This window comes from Thiomonas arsenitoxydans (genome assembly GCF_000253115.1).
Classification (GTDB): domain Bacteria; phylum Pseudomonadota; class Gammaproteobacteria; order Burkholderiales; family Burkholderiaceae_C; genus Thiomonas; species Thiomonas arsenitoxydans.
In genome coordinates this window covers 227,083-243,791 of sequence record NC_014145.1, presented here as the reverse complement: position 1 = coordinate 243,791, position 16,709 = coordinate 227,083, and the positions used below count along the sequence as shown (strand labels likewise).

16 protein-coding genes are annotated in these 16,709 nt (G+C 62.2%); 8 read left to right on the top strand and 8 right to left on the bottom strand.

The features are described 5' to 3' along the window. Window positions 1-148: 148 nt before the first annotated feature. From THI_RS01095 to THI_RS19215, 4 genes are all read right to left on the bottom strand, one after another. Window positions 149-1,669 (bottom strand): hypothetical protein, encoded by a 1,521-nt coding sequence (locus THI_RS01095; protein ID WP_041608843.1) that lies wholly within the window; start codon window positions 1,667-1,669, stop codon window positions 149-151. Between the two features lie 67 nt (window positions 1,670-1,736). Then, window positions 1,737-2,870, bottom strand: a complete 1,134-nt coding sequence (locus tag THI_RS01090) for an acyltransferase family protein (protein WP_013104376.1) — start codon at window positions 2,868-2,870, stop codon at window positions 1,737-1,739. Window positions 2,871-3,012: 142 nt separating this feature from the next. Then, entirely contained in the window at window positions 3,013-4,215 is a 1,203-nt protein-coding gene (locus THI_RS01085; RefSeq protein ID WP_231836298.1) for a hypothetical protein, read from the bottom strand. Between the two features lie 904 nt (window positions 4,216-5,119). Continuing rightward, window positions 5,120-5,491, bottom strand: coding sequence for a hypothetical protein (locus THI_RS19215; RefSeq protein ID WP_231836296.1), 372 nt, complete (start codon window positions 5,489-5,491; stop codon window positions 5,120-5,122). On the opposite strand from THI_RS19215, the gene THI_RS01075 reads away from it, so the two are divergent. The 6 genes from THI_RS01075 to THI_RS01050 all read left to right on the top strand — a co-directional run bounded on the left by THI_RS01075 (window position 5,471) and on the right by THI_RS01050 (window position 10,296). Next, entirely contained in the window at window positions 5,471-6,391 is a 921-nt protein-coding gene (locus THI_RS01075) for a sensor histidine kinase (RefSeq protein WP_231836294.1), read from the top strand. The two genes, THI_RS19215 and THI_RS01075, sit on opposite strands and share 21 nt — an antisense overlap. Next, window positions 6,384-7,019, top strand: a complete 636-nt coding sequence (locus THI_RS01070) for a response regulator (RefSeq protein WP_041609081.1) — start codon at window positions 6,384-6,386, stop codon at window positions 7,017-7,019. The genes THI_RS01075 and THI_RS01070 overlap by 8 nt, the downstream gene beginning before the upstream one ends. Before the next feature lie 91 nt (window positions 7,020-7,110). Further along, entirely contained in the window at window positions 7,111-8,109 is a 999-nt protein-coding gene (locus tag THI_RS01065) for a KpsF/GutQ family sugar-phosphate isomerase (RefSeq protein WP_013104370.1), read from the top strand. A 21-nt stretch (window positions 8,110-8,130) separates the two neighbouring features. Continuing rightward, the gene (locus tag THI_RS01060; RefSeq protein WP_013104369.1) at window positions 8,131-8,814 is read left to right on the top strand and encodes a KdsC family phosphatase; all 684 of its coding nucleotides are present in this window, start codon (window positions 8,131-8,133) and stop codon (window positions 8,812-8,814) included. Window positions 8,815-8,827: 13 nt separating this feature from the next. Then, complete coding sequence (gene lptC / locus THI_RS01055; RefSeq protein WP_041608841.1) at window positions 8,828-9,448, top strand: LPS export ABC transporter periplasmic protein LptC; 621 nt, start codon at window positions 8,828-8,830, stop codon at window positions 9,446-9,448. Continuing rightward, entirely contained in the window at window positions 9,445-10,296 is an 852-nt protein-coding gene (locus THI_RS01050; RefSeq protein WP_013104367.1) for an SDR family oxidoreductase, read from the top strand. Before lptC ends, THI_RS01050 begins: the two co-directional genes overlap by 4 nt. A gap of 14 nt (window positions 10,297-10,310) precedes the next feature. On the opposite strand, the gene THI_RS01045 is transcribed toward THI_RS01050, so the two are convergent. The 4 genes from THI_RS01045 to THI_RS01030 are packed head-to-tail and all read right to left on the bottom strand — an operon-like array spanning window position 10,311 to window position 14,534. After that, entirely contained in the window at window positions 10,311-11,147 is an 837-nt protein-coding gene (locus THI_RS01045; protein ID WP_013104366.1) for an ABC transporter permease, read from the bottom strand. Further along, entirely contained in the window at window positions 11,134-12,033 is a 900-nt protein-coding gene (locus THI_RS01040; protein ID WP_013104365.1) for an ABC transporter permease, read from the bottom strand. Before THI_RS01040 ends, THI_RS01045 begins: the two co-directional genes overlap by 14 nt. Window positions 12,034-12,037: 4 nt before the next feature. Continuing rightward, window positions 12,038-13,312 (bottom strand): polyamine ABC transporter substrate-binding protein, encoded by a 1,275-nt coding sequence (locus THI_RS01035; RefSeq protein ID WP_013104364.1) that lies wholly within the window; start codon window positions 13,310-13,312, stop codon window positions 12,038-12,040. Further along, a complete protein-coding gene (locus THI_RS01030) occupies window positions 13,293-14,534 on the bottom strand; it encodes an ABC transporter ATP-binding protein (RefSeq protein ID WP_013104363.1) in 1,242 nt (413 codons plus the stop codon). The genes THI_RS01035 and THI_RS01030 overlap by 20 nt, the downstream gene beginning before the upstream one ends. 395 nt (window positions 14,535-14,929) lie before the next feature. Between THI_RS01030 and THI_RS01025 the strand changes: the two genes are divergently transcribed. Both THI_RS01025 and THI_RS01020 read left to right on the top strand, forming a co-directional pair. Further along, complete coding sequence (locus THI_RS01025) at window positions 14,930-15,652, top strand: Crp/Fnr family transcriptional regulator (protein WP_013104362.1); 723 nt, start codon at window positions 14,930-14,932, stop codon at window positions 15,650-15,652. Window positions 15,653-15,796: 144 nt separating this feature from the next. Continuing rightward, window positions 15,797-16,615 (top strand): Crp/Fnr family transcriptional regulator, encoded by an 819-nt coding sequence (locus THI_RS01020; protein WP_321164562.1) that lies wholly within the window; start codon window positions 15,797-15,799, stop codon window positions 16,613-16,615. Window positions 16,616-16,709 lie beyond the last annotated feature (94 nt).

The window sequence follows — 16,709 nt, the reverse complement described above, 5'->3', positions numbered from 1 at the left end:
GCAGGGCCGCCCCAAGTTTTCTTGTCCACCTCGCGGCTTGCAAGCCGCTCGGATTCGGCTCCGTCCAAGCTGCCGCAGGGCAGCTTGGAGCTGCGGGCCTCATCCCCCTCGGGGGGCCTGACGCGAACGCGGCAGGTCTGGGGGCGCTCTACGCCCTCTTGTAACTCGGCAGTTCGATCACATAAGTGTCAACCGCCGCATCCGGGTTGAGCACCGGGTTGCTCGGGTCGCCGTTCCCCCAATCGCTCTGGAACAACACGCGCGTGCCGCTAGTGCTGAGCGTCACATTGGTCTGGGCCCAGTAGTTGCTTTGCGGGGCGTTGCTGTAATTCCCGGTGCTGCGATGGTGGGCAAAGCGGTACGTCAGCCCGAAGGTCAGGCTGGTGAGCATGATCTCCTGATCCAGCAGGGTGGTCGGATTGGCGGTCGGGCCGCTGTTGTCAGTGCCATAAATGTCGCCCGTCATGCCCGTCGCAATCCACATCGGGTTTTGCCAAGCCGTCGAACCGGTCAGGCAGCCAGTCGTGGGGTAGCCAAAGGCAGGAGAACTGGACTCACCCACCAAATTCTGGATGGCCCCCGTATTCAGGTCAGCGACGATGACATTGCCGTTACCCCCCGTGGCGCGGTTGAACTGCGAGCCGACCAGCATGTCGTGGCCTGCGGCATTCATGGCCGTGTCGCAATGTTCATACGCATCGAAATTGACGGTTCGAATGTATTTGCCGTTGATGTCGAGAATGAACACACGCCCGGTCTGGCTATTCTGCGAGGCCGGATCGGGCGCGACCCACCCCTGCCCCGACAGCAGGGGAAACGGCGTCGTGCCGCGCGCCTGCCCTTGCGCCACGTACTGTGTGTCGTAGAACACCATTTGCTTAGTCGTTTGGTTGAAACCAAACACATTCAAAGCAAGCTGGCCATTTATATTCGGGATGCCACCCGCACCCAGTCCCCAAATGCGCTCGCCCTTTGAGTTGATGCCTAGCGCGAACGGGTAACCGCAGCGTACCGGGCCGGTGCGCGGCCAGCCCGCAGGCAGATTATCCAGAAAGCTGTACTCCACCGTCTTGACACCCGTCTCTACGTTGATCGCGGTGAGGTCGGCGTGCATGGTGCTGCCGACTGAATGGTTATCGATGTAATAGAGAGTAGCTGGATCCTGGTGATCCCAATAAAACTGCTCAACATCTCCGGGATTGATGTCTATAAATTTGATAAACGCATAGGTCGTGCCGTTATACATGGCCCAACCTTGCTGACCTCCTGACTGCATGGTCGAACCCGGTACATACAGAATGAATCGCGTCTCGTCGCTGTTCCAGGCCATGGCCGTAGGATAGGCCGGCGCGGCGCAGAGATTTTTAAAATCAGAAACACAATCAGTGATTCGCGTAATCCGTGTGCCGAAATCCGGATCCAGCACAGTCTGCCCCTTTGCTGGCTTGGCCAGCTTGCTGTAGGGCATACGCTTCAGACCGTAATTCTGAAGCCCGGCCGACAAATCAACGCCGGCTACAACAGGCACAGGACTCAAGCCCGCTGTAGGACTGCCCCCGGAATTTTGAACAGACGCAGATCCCCCGCCTCCACCGCAGGCGGACAAAGCACCAACAGCAGGAAGGGAAAGTAAAGATTTCTGAATGAATCGACGACGGGAAGGCAACATTTTCAATCCCCCAGAAAAACCGAATACGGATCAAAATCCTCGCGGCAGCAACACTTCAACACCCCGGTCAGGGGGCATTATCAGAGCGCTCAGATGCACCAGAGCCTCGCAGGATGGCAGGACGGGTCAAACGCAAGCCAAGAAGAAAATCTTTGGCTGGCGCTTCCCAGTAGTGATAAATAGCTAGAGAAATCAGAATCAGAACTCCCACTAACGTCGGCGCAAGCAGCACGCTGAGCAGCGGAGATTCCGGGCCGAATGCATTGCGTACAATATCGAGAATGGCGACTCCGATGTATTGGTGCAATAAATATAGGCTGTAACTGGCCACCCCAATCGCCGCGAGCGGCGGATAGCCCAACCAGGCCACCCAGGCGGGGCGTTTCATCATCGCCAAAAAAACAAAAAAACTAAATGCAAGAGCAAGATAAGGCGCGATGGTTCCGATATGCGTCCCCAACCTGAGCACCGCAATGGCGACAACTGACTCAACTAGTAACACCCAGGCCATTCGGCTGCTGGCATCTGCGTAAAGTGCATAAAACCCAATGCCAGCCACAAACCAAGGCAAGGCACCAATAACAAAAATAAAATCGATTGCCCAGAGATGATGGAAGTCTAGCGCCCGAGCCAGCACATAAAATATCACCAAACCGCCAAACGCCGACGCCACAGACCTAAAGAACAACCGAGAACCTACCAAAAAATAAATGACACTGATCCAAAAATAAAACTTGACCTCGACAAAAAGAGACCAATATGCCCCATCAACCGCTTTGAAAGGCACGTCAAAAATCTTACTCCAGATGATCGGATCACTGAATGTCAGGCTCGGAATAAAATCTCTGACCTGAGGAATGAAAATATTTTGCGGCAGTAAATGCAGAATGAAAAAAGACAACACCGAACAAATCAACATGGTTGGAAACAGGCGCGCAAACCGCTTCCAGAAAAAATGACCTATTGTGCGACACCTGAATAGGGTCATGCTGATCACAAACCCCGATATCACAAAAAATATCTGCACCCCTAGATCGCCATACTCAAACAACCAGAAGTGCGCTCCAAAACCCCCGTATGGGTAGAAATTATCCGGAGCGACTGGCGGCGTCCACCGGACAAAATAGTGATATCCCATCACCAATAGAATGGCTATGGCCCTTAATCCATCCAATACCTTGAGGCGATGCCGTTCTTCCATTAGTGGCCATTTGAAAAGAGGTTGAGTGATTCGAGCGGCGCTGCCATATAAAAAAAGGCACGCCCGAAGCGTGCCGCATCATAGGACTGCAGTGCATCGATGCCCACCCCGCACTGAGCGGGGTGGGGTCACTCTCGCTCCCTCAATTAGGCTTGTAGGCGGGCAACTCGATCACGTAGGTGTCCACCGGCGCATTCGGGTTGATCACTGGGCTCTTCGGATTGGCGTTGCCCCAGTCGCTCTGCACTAGTATGCGGGTGCCGCTCGGACTTGGGGTGACGTTGGTCTGCGCCCAATAGTTGTTCACCGGTGCATTGCTGTAATGACCTGTGCTGCGGTGGTGCGCCACGCGGAACACGACACCCGTGTCCACATTGGCGATGGAAATTTCCTGGTCGATGTAGGTCTGCGGGTTCGCCACCGGGGCGTTGTTGCTGCCGTTGTCTGCGGTACTGCCGTAGGGTGAACCGGTCACTCCCATCGCCACCCAGCCCGGCACCTTCCAGGCGCCCGAACTTATGAGGGTGCTGGTGCGGGGGTAGCCGTCGCCCTTGGACGTGCCGATCACCGTGGACACGGCGCCGGTCGCCAGATTCGCCACCATCAGATTGCCGCTGCCTGACGGGCCGTCGTATTGCGTGCCCACGAGCAGGTCTTCGCCCTTAGCGTTGACCGAACTGTCCAGGTGTTCGATGGCGTCGAACTGCACGGTGCGCACGATATTGCCGTTCAGGTCGAACACCACGGTGGTGTGATTGGCCCAATCGGGCCAGGCCCAGCCTTTACCGCTTTTGAGCGGGAACGGCGTGGTGCCGCGCGCCTGCGCCACGGGGATGCCGCTATAGCGTGTGACTTTGCCGGTCTTGGCATTGAAGCCAAAGGCGTTGAGGCCGAGCTGGCCGCTGACGTTCGGAATGCCGCCTGCGCCCAGCCCCCACAACTCCAGATCACCGCCTGAATAGAACGGATATCCGGCGCGCACTGGGCCAGTCGTCGGCCAACCCTGCGCCTTCACATCAGGCATGAAGTCGTGCAACACCGTCTGCACGCCGGTTTCTACGTTGATTTCCATCATTTTCATGATGATCTGGCCACCGTTTTCACGGTTGTCGATATAGACCAGTTTGGTCGGGTCGGAATGACTCCAGTAGAACTGCTCGATATCGGGAGGATTGATCGGCAGGAATTTGATGAAGGCGTAGGTCTTGCCGTCAAACATTGCCCATCCCTGCTTGCCACCGCTCTGCGCGCCAGTGACATACAAAACAAAGCGCGATTCGTTGCAATTCCAGCCCTGCGTGGTCGGGTAGGCGGGCATCGCCACATTCGCTTTGAAGTCAGCCAAGGCGTCCGTCACGCGGACGATATGGGTACCCGGGAAATCGGGGTCTTGTACGCGAGTTCCCTTGGCAGGCTTAGCCAAATAGGAAAAGGGACGAAGGTTCTTTCCGTAGTCGACCAAACCGCTGGTCAGAGTGACACTGGGAGTGGCGCAGGTCGCCGACACCGGAGTCGGAGTCGGAGTCGGAGTCGGGGTCGGGGTCGGGGTCGGGGTCGGGGTCGGGGTCGGGGTCGGGGTCGGGGTCGGGGTCGGGGTCGGGGTCGGGGTCGGGGTCGGGGTCGGGGTCGGGGTCGGGGTCGGGGTCGGGGTCGGGGTCGGGGTCGGGGTCGGGGTCGGGGTCGGCTCCTGCGGTGCGTTATTCGCACTGCCGCCGGTGATCGTGGGCTGCGGACTGGCGATCGCTGCCGTGCCAGTTCCTGCAGTCGGATTATTGGCGGCAGCGAGATCCGTCGTGCCACCGCCACCGCAGCCCGCAAGACTCACCGAAGCCACCAGAGCAAGAGTTCCCGCTTTTAAAAAGAATGAATTCATGACTACTTCCTCACTATGACGCCAGCCGTGCACCCATTGCGACCACACGATCAAGCCCCTCTCAAGATGAGACTGTTTCGACTCATGACACTCGAAACCGCCCCCCGCAATACAACGCAAAACAAAGGCACTGTTTGTTACATATAGGGTGCACTAAAACCTTCGCCTCATGTCCTGATCACCACACCCCCCTCGACGAGGCCTAGGCCTGCGACTCGTCAGACCCCAAAATATGCTCATTAGGGAGTGTGAATTGTCGAGTTTTCCCTAAGCTGAATCGATCAGCGCGCTCTGACTTGCGTATCGGAATTTGCTGGTTTTTTTGTCAGAATTTTCTGATAACCTAGGAATCCCGCCCTAAAGCACGTTGAATTCTCTAGTCGAGACTAGATTTCACAACCCGAATGCTGTGATCTCGCACTATTTTTGAACCATCGCATCTCATGCCGACGTCATGTTGCCACAGCGCCACACTCGTGAAACACCCGATCGCCTGGTCGCCATGGCAGGCGATGTCGATCTGACGCATGGCGCAACGCAGGCGCCGGAGGGTTTCACAGACCTGCGTGCGCTCGTTGACCAGCTCCCGGGTTTTGTGTTCCGCCTGCGCCATGACGGCGGGCAATTGCGGTTCGACTTTGCCAACGCCTGTTGCCTGCCGGTTTGTGGCGTTCAGGCCACTGACTTGCAGCACTCCTCGCAGCACCTTCTGAACCAGATCGACCCCTTGGATCTCGCGCCGTTTCATGCGGCGCTGCAGGCCAGCGTTGCCTCCGGTTTCTGGAACTGGGAAGGGCGTCTGCATACGCCGCACGGGCTCAAGTGGGTGAATGTGCGGGCGCGCACGCGCAGCATCGACGCCCTCGCGGCCGAATCCACCGGCATCATGCTCAACGTCACGCAGAGTCATCTGCGCGAATCGCAGTTGCTCAATCTCTCCAGCGACCTGCGGCAGATCGCCTCGCATCTGGAGTCGGTGCGCGAGGCGGAGCGGGCCCGCATGGCGCGCGACCTGCATGACGATCTGGGTCAGGTGCTCACGGCCTTGCAGATGAATGTGGCGCTGCTGCGCAAGCAGTTTGGCGCCGCGCAGGCGCCGGAGTTGTTTGGTAACGTCGACAAGCTCATTCACGCCGCGGCAGAGGCGGGTCGGCGGGTTGCGTCCGAATTGCGGCCCAGCGTGCTCGACCTGGGGCTGAAGGCCGCGCTTCGCTGGATGTCCGCGCAATACGCCCAACGCTACGACATTCGGGTGTCAACCGAGCTGAGCTACAAAAGCGAGGTCGGCGAACTGATCGCCACGGAGCTGTTTCGCATCGCGCAGGAGGGCTTGACGAACGTGGTGCGCCATGCGCGGGCGCGTCAGGCCTGGGTACGCTGTGTCGATGTGGAGGCCCATCAGATCTGCATTTCAGTCGAGGATGACGGTATCGGCTACACGCCGCAGGAGCCCCCGGCCAGCCGCCCCTCGCTGGGTCTGCGGGGCATGCGCGAACGCGCAGCAGTCTTCGGCGGCAGCTTTCAGCTCGACCAGTCGCCGCGGGGAGGTGTGCGCGTACAGGTGTGCATGCCACTGGGGCCTACGCTGTCGAGCGATGACGCGGGCGCCGCCCAACCCCAGCCATCCGCAGGAGACGCCCTTGGATGAGTTGCGCGTACTCATCATCGACGACCATGCGCTGCTGGGCGAAAGTCTTGCGCGCTTTCTCGGCTCCAACGACATGCAGGCGGTCTGGTGCGGCGATCTCGCCCGCGCCATGCAATCCATCCGCGATCAGTCGTGGAGCGTGGTGCTGCTCGATCTGTCCATGCCCCAAGGCAACGGACTCGATCTGCTCAAGCGCATCAAGCTCATGCACCCCGACCTGCCGGTGCTGATTCTGAGCATGCATCCCGAGCAACAGTTTGCGCTGCGCGCGCTGCGCGGCGGCGCGGCAGGTTATCTCACCAAGGGTTGCAGCCCCGACGTGCTGGTAGAGGCTATTCAAAAGGTCGTGCACGGCGGACGTTACCTGACGCCCGGCGTGGCGGAGCAGTTGGCCAACTATATGAACGAGGGCGAGGCGGCGGAAGAACCCCACGCCCGTCTTTCCGACCGGGAGATGCAGGTGTTCATGCGGCTGGTCGAAGGCAAATCGGTCAATCAGGTCGCCGACGAACTGCACATCAGTTGCAAAACGGTGAGCACGCACAAGACGCGGCTGATGCACAAACTCGCCCTCGACAACGACGCCGATCTGGTGCGCTACGCCATGCATCAGGGCATCGTGAGCTGAACCGCCGCCCCCCTCGGGGGGGCCTGACGCGCAGCGGTAGGTCTGGCGGCGCTATCAGACAGAACGCGCCGCGGTTTTTATACTGCCGCTGATGCACACCCCCTACTCGCCTGAGCGCGCGGTTCAACTCGCGCGCGACACCCTGGACATCGAAGCCCGCGCCCTGCTTTCCCTTCGTGAGCGCTTGGCCGCGCCGCCGCTGTCGAGCGCATTTGCGCAGGCGGTGCAGTGCATCCTGCGCAGCGGCGGCCGCGTGGTGGTGTCGGGCATGGGCAAATCGGGGCATGTGGGCCGAAAAATCGCGGCCACCTTCGCCTCCACCGGCACGCCGGCTTATTTCGTGCACCCGGCCGAGGCCAGCCATGGCGACCTCGGCATGGTGACGCGCGACGATGTGTTCCTCGCCCTGTCCAACTCCGGCGAGACCGAAGAACTCACCCGCATCGTGCCGCAGGTCAAGCGCCTGGGCGCCACGCTCATCAGCATGACCGGCCGCACCGACTCCACCCTGGCGCGGCATGCCGACATCCTGCTCGATTGCGCCGTCGAACAAGAAGCCTGCCCGCTCAACCTCGCGCCAACCGCCAGCACAACCGCCCAGCTTGCCCTGGGTGACGCCCTGGCCGTCGCCCTGCTCGACGCCCGCGGCTTCGGCCCCGAAGATTTCGCCCGCACCCATCCCGGCGGCAGCCTGGGGCGCAAACTGCTCACCCATGTACGCGATGTGATGCGCAGCGCCGAGGCCGTGCCCAGCGTGACGGAAGAGGCGCCGTTCACCGCCGCGCTGATGGAAATCACCCGCAAGGGCCTGGGCATGACGGCCGTGGTCGATGCGCACGGCGTGCTGGCGGGCATCATCACCGACGGCGATCTGCGACGCCTGATCGAAAAGGGCGCCAACCTCAACACCCTGCAAGCGCAGCAGGCCATGCACCCGCAGCCGCACACCATAGGCCCGGACGCGCTCGCCGTCGAAGCGGTGCAACTCATGGAGCAATACCGCATCAACCAATTGCTCGTCGTCGATGCGCAAGGCAAGCCCGTCGGCGCGCTGAACATGCACGACCTGTTCGCCGCCAAAGTGATCTGAGAGGGTGTGAACAAATCCGCCATGAACCCGCCTATCGATTCCACACCCCGCGACGCCACACCCCGTCTCGCCTTTGAGCCCGAACTCCTACTCGCCGCGCTCGATGTGCGACTGCTGCTGCTCGACGTGGACGGCGTGCTCACCCCCGGCGACCTGCTTTATGGCGCGCAGGGCGAAGAGCTCAAGCGCTTTTCCACCCTCGACGGCCACGGCCTCAAGCTGTTGATGAGCGCAGGCATCGAGCCCGTCGTCATTTCCGGGCGCGACAGCCCCGCGCTGCGCGCGCGCAGCGCCGAACTCGGCCTGCAACACAGCGTGCTGGGCAGCGGCGCCAAGCTGCCCGCCGCCCAGAGCCTGCTCGACCAGCTCGAGCTGGGCTGGGAGCAAGTGGCCATCATCGGCGACGACTGGCCTGATCTCGCCCTGATCGCCCGGGCGGGTTTCAGCGCTGCGCCGCCGCAAAGCCACGCCGAGGTGCTGGCCCGCGTGAGCCACATCACCCGCGCCCCCGCCGGGCTCGGCGCGGTGCGCGAAGTCTGCGATCTGCTGCTGATGGCGCGCGGCGCCTACGCCGCCCTGCTGCAGGATGCGCTCGACGGCAAGCCGCACACACCGCCGCCTGACAGCACCAAGGCCGGCCGCCCTCACGATGCCATCAGCGGCACCCTGGCCGAGCCCGGCGCCGTGCTGCCCAGTTCGCGTTGAAGCCCCCACCGACATGAGAATGAATCTGCGCCAGTTCTGGCTCCGCCTCAGCGCCTGGACGCCCGTCCTGCTACTGGCGCTTGCCGCCGCGTTCAGCTGGTGGGTGGCGCAGGTGGTGATGCGCGCCGAGCAAAACCCCCGAATCGGCGCGGCGCATTCCGACCTGCCCGACTACCTGCTGCGCGGATTTTCTGCGGCGAGCTACAACCCCCAGGGTCAGCTCAGCGCCGTTTTGCGCGGCACGCAGATGGTGCACCTGCCCGCCTCCGACACCTTCGACATCACGGCACCGCAACTGCGTGCGGTCAACCCCCAGGGCATCGTCACCACAGCCAGCGCGCTGCGCGGCCTATCCAACAAAGACGGCAGCAATGTGCAGCTTCTCGGCCAGGCCGTGGTGCAGCGCAGCGGCGTGCCCCATCAGGCCCCGCTGATCGTACGCAGCGAGTTTCTCAATATCTTCCCCAACCAGCAGATCGTGCAGTCGAACCGGCCCACGGTGGTGCAGCAGGGGCAAACCGTTTTTTCCGGCAATGCGGTGGATTTCAACGGCATTGCGGGCACTTCATTGCTGCAGGGGCGGGTGAAAGCCGTCATCGTGCCGGGCCAGACCCCACCGGGAGCCGCGCCATGACCGCCGCATCGCCCGCACCCATCGTGCTGCTCACCGGCGCGTCCAGCGGCATCGGCGCAGCGCTGGCTGCGGCTTATGCAGCGCGCGGCTGGCGGCTGGTGCTGATCGCCCGCCGCGCCGAGTTGCTGGAGCAAGTCGCACGCGATGCCCATCTCGACCCGACTGATGCGGCCCGCGTGCGGCTCATCGCCGCCGACGTGCGCGACACCGACCGCCTGCGCCTTGAGGCCGACACCCTGCTGCGCGAATGGGGCTGCCCGCAGGTGGTCATTGCCAATGCAGGCATCAGCCACGGCGTCGATCTGTCGCAAGCCGACGATCTCGACGTGGCTATCGACATCATGGACATCAACTGGGCCGCCGCGCTGGCCACCCTGGCGCCCTTCATCGCGCCGATGCGCGCGCGCGGCAGCGGCGCTTTGGTGGGCATCGCCAGCGTGGCCGGGATTCGCGGCCTGCCCTGCCACGCCGCCTATTGCGCCAGCAAGGCCGCCCTCATCCGCTCGCTCGAAAGCCTGCGCGTGGAACTGCGGCCCAGCGGCGTGAAAGTCGTCACCCTCAGCCCCGGCTATATCGAAACGCCCATGACGGCGGGCAATCGCTTTCGCATGCCCTTTCTCATTTCACCCGCCGAGTTCGCGCGTCACGCCCTGCCCGCCATCGACGCGGGTCGCGCCTACGTCACCATTCCGTGGCAGATGGGGTGGCTGGGCAAATTCCTGCATATCGTGCCGCGCGCCGTGTTCGATCACTACGCCGGGCGCTACGGCCGCAAGGCCCGCAAGGACGACTGCGAACCCTGCCAAGCGATGACCCGGCGCAACCGCATGCGTCGCGGCGGCAAATAAACGCGGGGGCCCGTTCACGGGCTGCGGCGAGCGACCCACCAGTTCACGCCGGCGAGCAGCAGGCCGCCAACAAAAATCAGCGTGCTCAGCACGAACACCTGCGGCGGAATGCCGATCTTCACCGCGCCATAGACCCACAGCGGAAAAGTCAGCTTGGGGCCCGCGACGAAGTTGGTGATGATCACGTCGTCGATCGACAGTCCGAAAGCCAGCGCCCCAGCCCCGACGATGCCGGGCAGGATGAGCGGCAGGGTGACATATCGGAAGGTCTGCCAGGGCGTGGCGCCAAGGTCGGCCGCGGCGCGGTCGAGCAGTCGATCCAGCCCGGAAACCCGCGCGCGTATCACGGCCACCACGAAAGCCAATTCGAACGCCACATGCGCGATCAGGATGGTCAGCAGGCCCTGCGGCACGTTCAGCGCGATGAAAAACGACAACAGCGAAGCCCCCACGACGACCGAGGGCGCGGCAATATCGATGAACACCAGCAGGTCAGACACCGTCTTGCCGCGAAACCGCCAGCGCCCCATGGCCAGCGCCATCGGCGTGCCGAGCAGCAGCGCAATCGCCGTACTGCCGAAGGCGATCTCGAGCGAATGCACCAGCGCCGATGTCAGATCGGCGATGCCAAAGGCGTGCCGGTACCAATAAGTGGTGAAGCCATGCCAGAACAACGTCACCCGGCCATTGGGCGTCTGGTTGAAGCTGTACACCACCATGACCACGATGGGAACCAGGACGAAGGCGATGACCACCCAGGTGTAAGCGCGCAGTAGCAGCAGCCCCCAGGCGCGGCGTGCGCGCGGCGCGGCTATGGGCAGCGGCAGATTGGCGGTTTCAAGAACCTGCATAGTCCTGGATGCTTTCGGTGCCGAACACGCGCGCATACAGCGCAATCACCAGCAGCATGGACAGCAGCAACAACGAAGACAACGCCGCAGCCATGGAGTAATTCTGATCCACGAAAAAGCTGTTGTTGATGATGTTGCCCACCATCAGGGTGCCAGGGCCACCGAGGATCTCGGCATTCACATAGTCACCCGTGTTGGTGATGAACACCAGCAGAAAGCCGGCAAAGATGCCCGGCACGGACAGCGGCAACACCACATGTAGAAAAGCCGACCAAGGGCTGGCGTACAGGTCTTCCGCCGCGCGCAGCAAGCGACGATCCACCTTTTCCAAGGCCACGAACAACGGCATGACGTAGTAAGGCAGGCGGTTGTAGACCAAGCCACCGATCACCGCGGGTGCGGTGGACAGAAAGTGCGCGCTTTGCGGCAGCAGACCCCAGTGCTTGAGCGTGCCCAACACGATGCCTTGGTCAGACAGAATGAACTGCCAGGCCAGGGTGCGGATGACAAAGGTGACGAAGAAGGGCAACAGCAGCAGAAACAAATAGCTCGCCTTGTGCCGCCCGCCATGAAACGCGATCCAGTACGACACCGGGTAGGCAATGGCGAAAGTGATCACGGTGGATACCGCGCCGTACTCAAACGAGCGGATGAACTGGCGGTGATAGCGATGAATCGCGCGAACGAACTCGACGTAGTGCCCGGTGTAGGTGTAGCCGCTGATCGGATCGCCCGTGGCCGCCGAGAGCATGAGCATGGCCCCTAGCGGAATGATGAAAAACAGCAGCAAATAGGCCCAGGCCGGCAGGCTGAGCAAGTAGGGCGCGGCGGCGCGCGACCAGCGCCACCGCCGCTCGCTCCCGGGAGGTGCGGGGGTGGCGCTCACGCCCTCACTCCACCACCGGATTGAAGATGCGCAGGTATTCCTGGAACTCGGCGTAGTCCTTGAACACGTAGTAATTACGCGCCTTGGCCATCATCGCCTTGTCGGGGAATACCAGCGAGCTGTCGGCCACAGCCGGGTCTTTGATCACGTCGCGGATGTAGGCCTGCGCCGCGGGCACCGGGCAGATGTAGTTGACATAGTCTTCCACCAGCCCGGCGATCTTCGGCGTGTAGTAGAAGTTCATCCACTCCAGCGCAGACAGCGGGTTTTTCGCCCCCTGCGGGATGAACATATTGTCATGCCAGTACATCGCCCCTTCTTTCGGGATGATGAACTTGAGGTCTTTGTAGCCCTGGGTGTTGGCCTGGTAGATGTCGCCCGACCAGGCCATGGAAATCCAGGCATCGCCGCTCTCCAGCGCCTTGATGTAGCTCTGGTCGTAGTACTGCCGCACCAGGCCTTCCTTGCGCTGCGCCATCAGTTCCTTCGCCGCCTTCTTCCAGTCTTCGACCGTGGCCGTGGCCGGGTCGATGCCGAGTTTGAGCAGGCCAAAGTCGCCATATTGCGTGGGGTTCTTGAACATACCGACATGGCCCTTGAACGCCGGGTCCCACAGATCGGCCACAGAGGTGATCTCGCGCTTGGTCAACTTGGGGTTGTAGCCAATGCCGGTGAAGCCCGACTGCCAGACCGTGGTGTAGGTGTTGTGCGGGTCGTACACCGGGTTGAGGATGCTGGGATCGGCGTATTTCCAGACATTGGGCAGCCTCTCCTTCCACAGCGGAATGGCCCAGCCCTGCTGCAGCAGTTCGGTGAACTGAAAGCTGTCGTTGGTCATCACCGCGATGTCGTAGCCGGTGGCCTCGCCGGACTTGAGCAAGGGTTCGATCTTGGCGAAAAACTCGGGGTTGGACTGAATCGGCTCCAGGTACTTGACCGCGATGCCGGTCTGCTTGCTGAACATCTCCAGCGTGGGGTGCTTGCCCGCCTTGGTGACATCGATGTAGAGCGGCCAGTTGGCGAACACCAGATCCTTGGTGGGCTTCTGCGCCTTCCACCAGTCCGCCCATTGTGCCGGGCTGCGCTTGACCCAAGCGGCCTGCGCCATATCGGGAAAGCCCAGCACGGCCAAGCCCAGCGTGGCGCCGGCCGCCGTGAGAAAGCCGCGGCGGCTCAGGGCGAGTTGCTGTGACAGCCGCGGTTGCGTGAGGCCGCGCAGCAGGGCGGGAGAGATGCGCAGATCGACGTCGTCGTCCGAATCAGGGGGTGTGCGTGCCATGTTCTTGCTCCGTTTCATTGCTGCTGGACGGTTCGACCATGAAGGTGTGTTGCGGCTGCCAGCCCAGCCGCACCGCATCGCCGCGTTGCGGGAGCGGGCCCGCGCCGAGGTTCTGAGCCACCACGGTGAAGGCCGCCCCGCCCTGTACCGTGATGTTGTATTGATGGCTCACGCCGATATAGGTCACCAGATCAACCTGACCGTCCACGGCGTTCCAGCCCGCAGGCACATCGGCTCCGGGCGCGTGCAGCACCACCTTTTCCGGCCGCACGCCAACCTGCACCCGCTCGCCCTGCTTGGGCGCAGCGTTCACAACGGGCGTGGCGGCGAGCATCTCACCGCCTTGGCTCAGACGCACGCGCTGATGCGCCCCATCCGCCCCCAGCAGCGCGCCATCGAGCAGATTGGAGGCGCCGAGGAAGGTCGCGACAAACGCGTTGGCCGGATGGTCATACACCGCATGCGGCTCGCCCACCTGCATCACCCGACCGCCCGACATCACGGCCAGCCGGTCGGACATGACCATGGCCTCCTCCTGATCGTGGGTGACGAACAGGAAGGTAATGCCCACCTCCGACTGAATGCGCTTGAGCTCGATCTGCATCTGCTTGCGCAGCTTGAGATCGAGCGCGCCCAGCGGCTCATCGAGCAGCAACAGCTTGGGACGATTCACCAGCGCCCGCGCCAGCGCCACGCGCTGTTGCTGCCCGCCGGAAAGCTGGCTGGGCCGACGTGCTTCATGCCCGGTGAGCGCCACGAGTTCGAGCATCTCGCCTACACGGCGCTTGATCTCACTCTCGGCCACACGCTTGCGGCGCAGGCCGAATGCCACGTTGTCGGTCACGCTCAGATGCGGAAACAGCGCGTACGACTGGAACACCGTGTTGATGTCGCGCCGGTGCGGCGGCAACTGCGTGATGTCCGCGCCGCCCAGCAGGATGCGTCCCAGACTGGGAAGCTCGAAGCCGCCCACCATATTGAGCGTGGTGGTCTTGCCGCCGCCCGAGGGACCGAGCAGGCTGAAAAACTCGCCCGCGGCAATGTGCAACGACAGGTCGTCCACCACATTGGCCGCGCCGTAAGTCTTGCTCACCCGTTCCAGTTGCAGGTTCCAGCCGGATTGCGCTCGCGCGCTCGAAGACTGCGCCACGCCGGGGCTGGCGTGCGGTTCAGCGGGAGGTTCGGCCAACAGCGCCGAGCGGGAAGCCAGGGCAGGAGACATGCGGCCGATTCTAGGAATCGGCCCTCTGTGTTGGTGTAAGTTTGGCTCTCATCTGTAACACTTCAACTCGGCGCCGCATCAGAGTGCGCAGGCTGATGCAGGACGCTCCAAAACGGGGTGGTTTGACATTTTTTGGTGCGGGCGCCAAGTGCTCGCAATAACACGCCGGGCCGTGCCGAGTGTCCTGACCGCCACGCGGGGCGGGTCGACGACAATGGCGGTTTCGTGTTGCGGGGAATAAAACTCGGCGCTTCATCTCGCTTTACCAATCAACTTGCCTGCATCGACGCCGTCCTTCTCCGTGAGAGGTCACTGGGTTGCTTCCAGCCTGGCGAGTCGCTCCAGGCGTGATGTCCAGACCCAACGGATCAATGACGCGCCTCTCGGAGAATGACATGCGACCAATCACAGACGACCCGAAGCTCAATCAACTGCTGGCCTCGCTTCCCGATGCGGAATGGTTGCGCTGGAAACCGCAACTTGAACGGGTGAAGCTTGAACTGGGGCAGGTGCTCTACGAGGCGGGCGGCCTGCAAAGCCACGTTTACTTTCCGACGACAGCCATCGTCTCCCTGTTGTACGTGCTGGAAAACGGCGCCTCCGCAGAAATTGCAGTGGTCGGTCGGGAAGGGCTTGTCGGCGTCTCGCTCTTCATGGGTGGCCAATCCACCACCACCCGTGCGGTGGTGCAAAGTGCAGGCGAGGGGTATCGGCTGCGCGCTTCGGGCATGCAGACTGAATTCAATCGCGCCGGGCCGGTGCTGCATCTGCTGTTGCGCTACACGCAGGCGCTTATCACGCAAATGTCTCAGACTGCCGTGTGCAACCGGCATCATTCGCTGGACCAGCAACTCTGCCGCTGGCTGCTGCTGAGCCTGGACCGGCTTGATGGCAACGATCTGGTCATGACGCAGGAACTCATCTCCAACATGCTCGGGGTTCGCCGCGAAGGGGTCACCGAAGCCGCGCTCAGCCTTCAGCGGGCAGGGTTGATTGACTATGCACGCGGCCGTATCAAGGTGCTCAACCGGGGTGGGCTGGAGCAACGCAGTTGCGAGTGCTACGCGGTGGTGAAGGCGGAGTACGACCGGCTGCTTCCGGCCACGTTGGCCATCTGACCGCCCAGGCAACATCGCGCCCTCGTTGTGCAAAAACTGGCGCACGGCTGCTGGGCGTACTGATGGTTGATGCAAGCCGGGCCGCACGATCCGCCGATCGCTATGTGCGGCAGCAAACGGACACCGCGGAGATTTGGGCGCATCGTGTCGGCATCGGTTCCAGACGCCACGCACGGCCCGGTCTGGGCTGCATCACGGCATGCGTTGGATGTGCTGTTCACGAAAGCCTTTTTGTTCACCGCTCAGAATGCGCTCATTCAACGCCTGCCTCGCATCGAACAGCGTCGTTTGCTGAAGCGATGCGAGCCGGTTGAACTGGTCTTTGCCGCCATGCTGGGCGCGCCAGGCCAGCAGACCGCGCATGCCTACTTCCCAGTCAACGGATATGTCTCGCTGCTACAGCAGACAGGCGCGCAGGCGCCGCTGGAAGTGGGAATGGTGGGACGCGAAGGCATGCTGGGCGCAGAGCTGGCACTCGGCGTGACGACCACCCCGCTGCTCGCGTTGGTGCGAGGTTCCGGGGCGGCGTGGAGAATCGAGCAAAGTGCGTTGCAAGAGGCGCTGGCGCAAAGCCTGGCGCTGCGTCAGGGTCTGCACCGCTATGTCTATGTGTTGCTGGCGCAACGGGCAGCAGCCGTGTCGTGTCAACGATTTCATCTGATCGAAGCCCGGCTGGCACGTCAGCTGTTGATGAGCCAGGACCGCGCCCACGCCGACACGTTTCATGTCACGCACGAAGATCTCGCCCAGATGCTGGGCGTTCGGCGTGTTGGCGTGACGGTGGCGGCAGGAGAGTTGCAGCGCAGCGGCTTGATTGCGTACCACCGCGGTGATCTCCGTGTGGTGAATCGCATCGCCCTGCAATCCAGGGCATGCAGCTGCTATGCGCTGGATCAACGGATCTACGACGCTTCAATGCAAGACAAGGCCCCGGAGCGCGCAGAACGCAACTTCGCGTCATGAAACGGTCTTGCATGTTCGTTAGCGCACAGACACCTTACTTGCACTTCGATACCTTCAGTGCATGCCACGACATCGCAGAAATGCAACGCGATGC

Coding starts and splice junctions, on each gene's coding strand:
- THI_RS01095 (WP_041608843.1), bottom strand. CDS start 1,669: ATGTTGCCTTCCCGTCGTCGATTCATTCAGAAATCTTTACTTTCCCTT.
- THI_RS01090 (WP_013104376.1), bottom strand. CDS start 2,870: ATGGAAGAACGGCATCGCCTCAAGGTATTGGATGGATTAAGGGCCATA.
- THI_RS19215 (WP_231836296.1), bottom strand. CDS start 5,491: ATGAAACGGCGCGAGATCCAAGGGGTCGATCTGGTTCAGAAGGTGCTG.
- THI_RS01065 (WP_013104370.1), top strand. CDS start 7,111: ATGCACACCCCCTACTCGCCTGAGCGCGCGGTTCAACTCGCGCGCGAC.
- THI_RS01060 (WP_013104369.1), top strand. CDS start 8,131: ATGAACCCGCCTATCGATTCCACACCCCGCGACGCCACACCCCGTCTC.
- lptC (WP_041608841.1), top strand. CDS start 8,828: ATGAGAATGAATCTGCGCCAGTTCTGGCTCCGCCTCAGCGCCTGGACG.
- THI_RS01050 (WP_013104367.1), top strand. CDS start 9,445: ATGACCGCCGCATCGCCCGCACCCATCGTGCTGCTCACCGGCGCGTCC.
- THI_RS01045 (WP_013104366.1), bottom strand. CDS start 11,147: ATGCAGGTTCTTGAAACCGCCAATCTGCCGCTGCCCATAGCCGCGCCG.
- THI_RS01035 (WP_013104364.1), bottom strand. CDS start 13,312: ATGGCACGCACACCCCCTGATTCGGACGACGACGTCGATCTGCGCATC.
- THI_RS01030 (WP_013104363.1), bottom strand. CDS start 14,534: ATGTCTCCTGCCCTGGCTTCCCGCTCGGCGCTGTTGGCCGAACCTCCC.
- THI_RS01025 (WP_013104362.1), top strand. CDS start 14,930: ATGCGACCAATCACAGACGACCCGAAGCTCAATCAACTGCTGGCCTCG.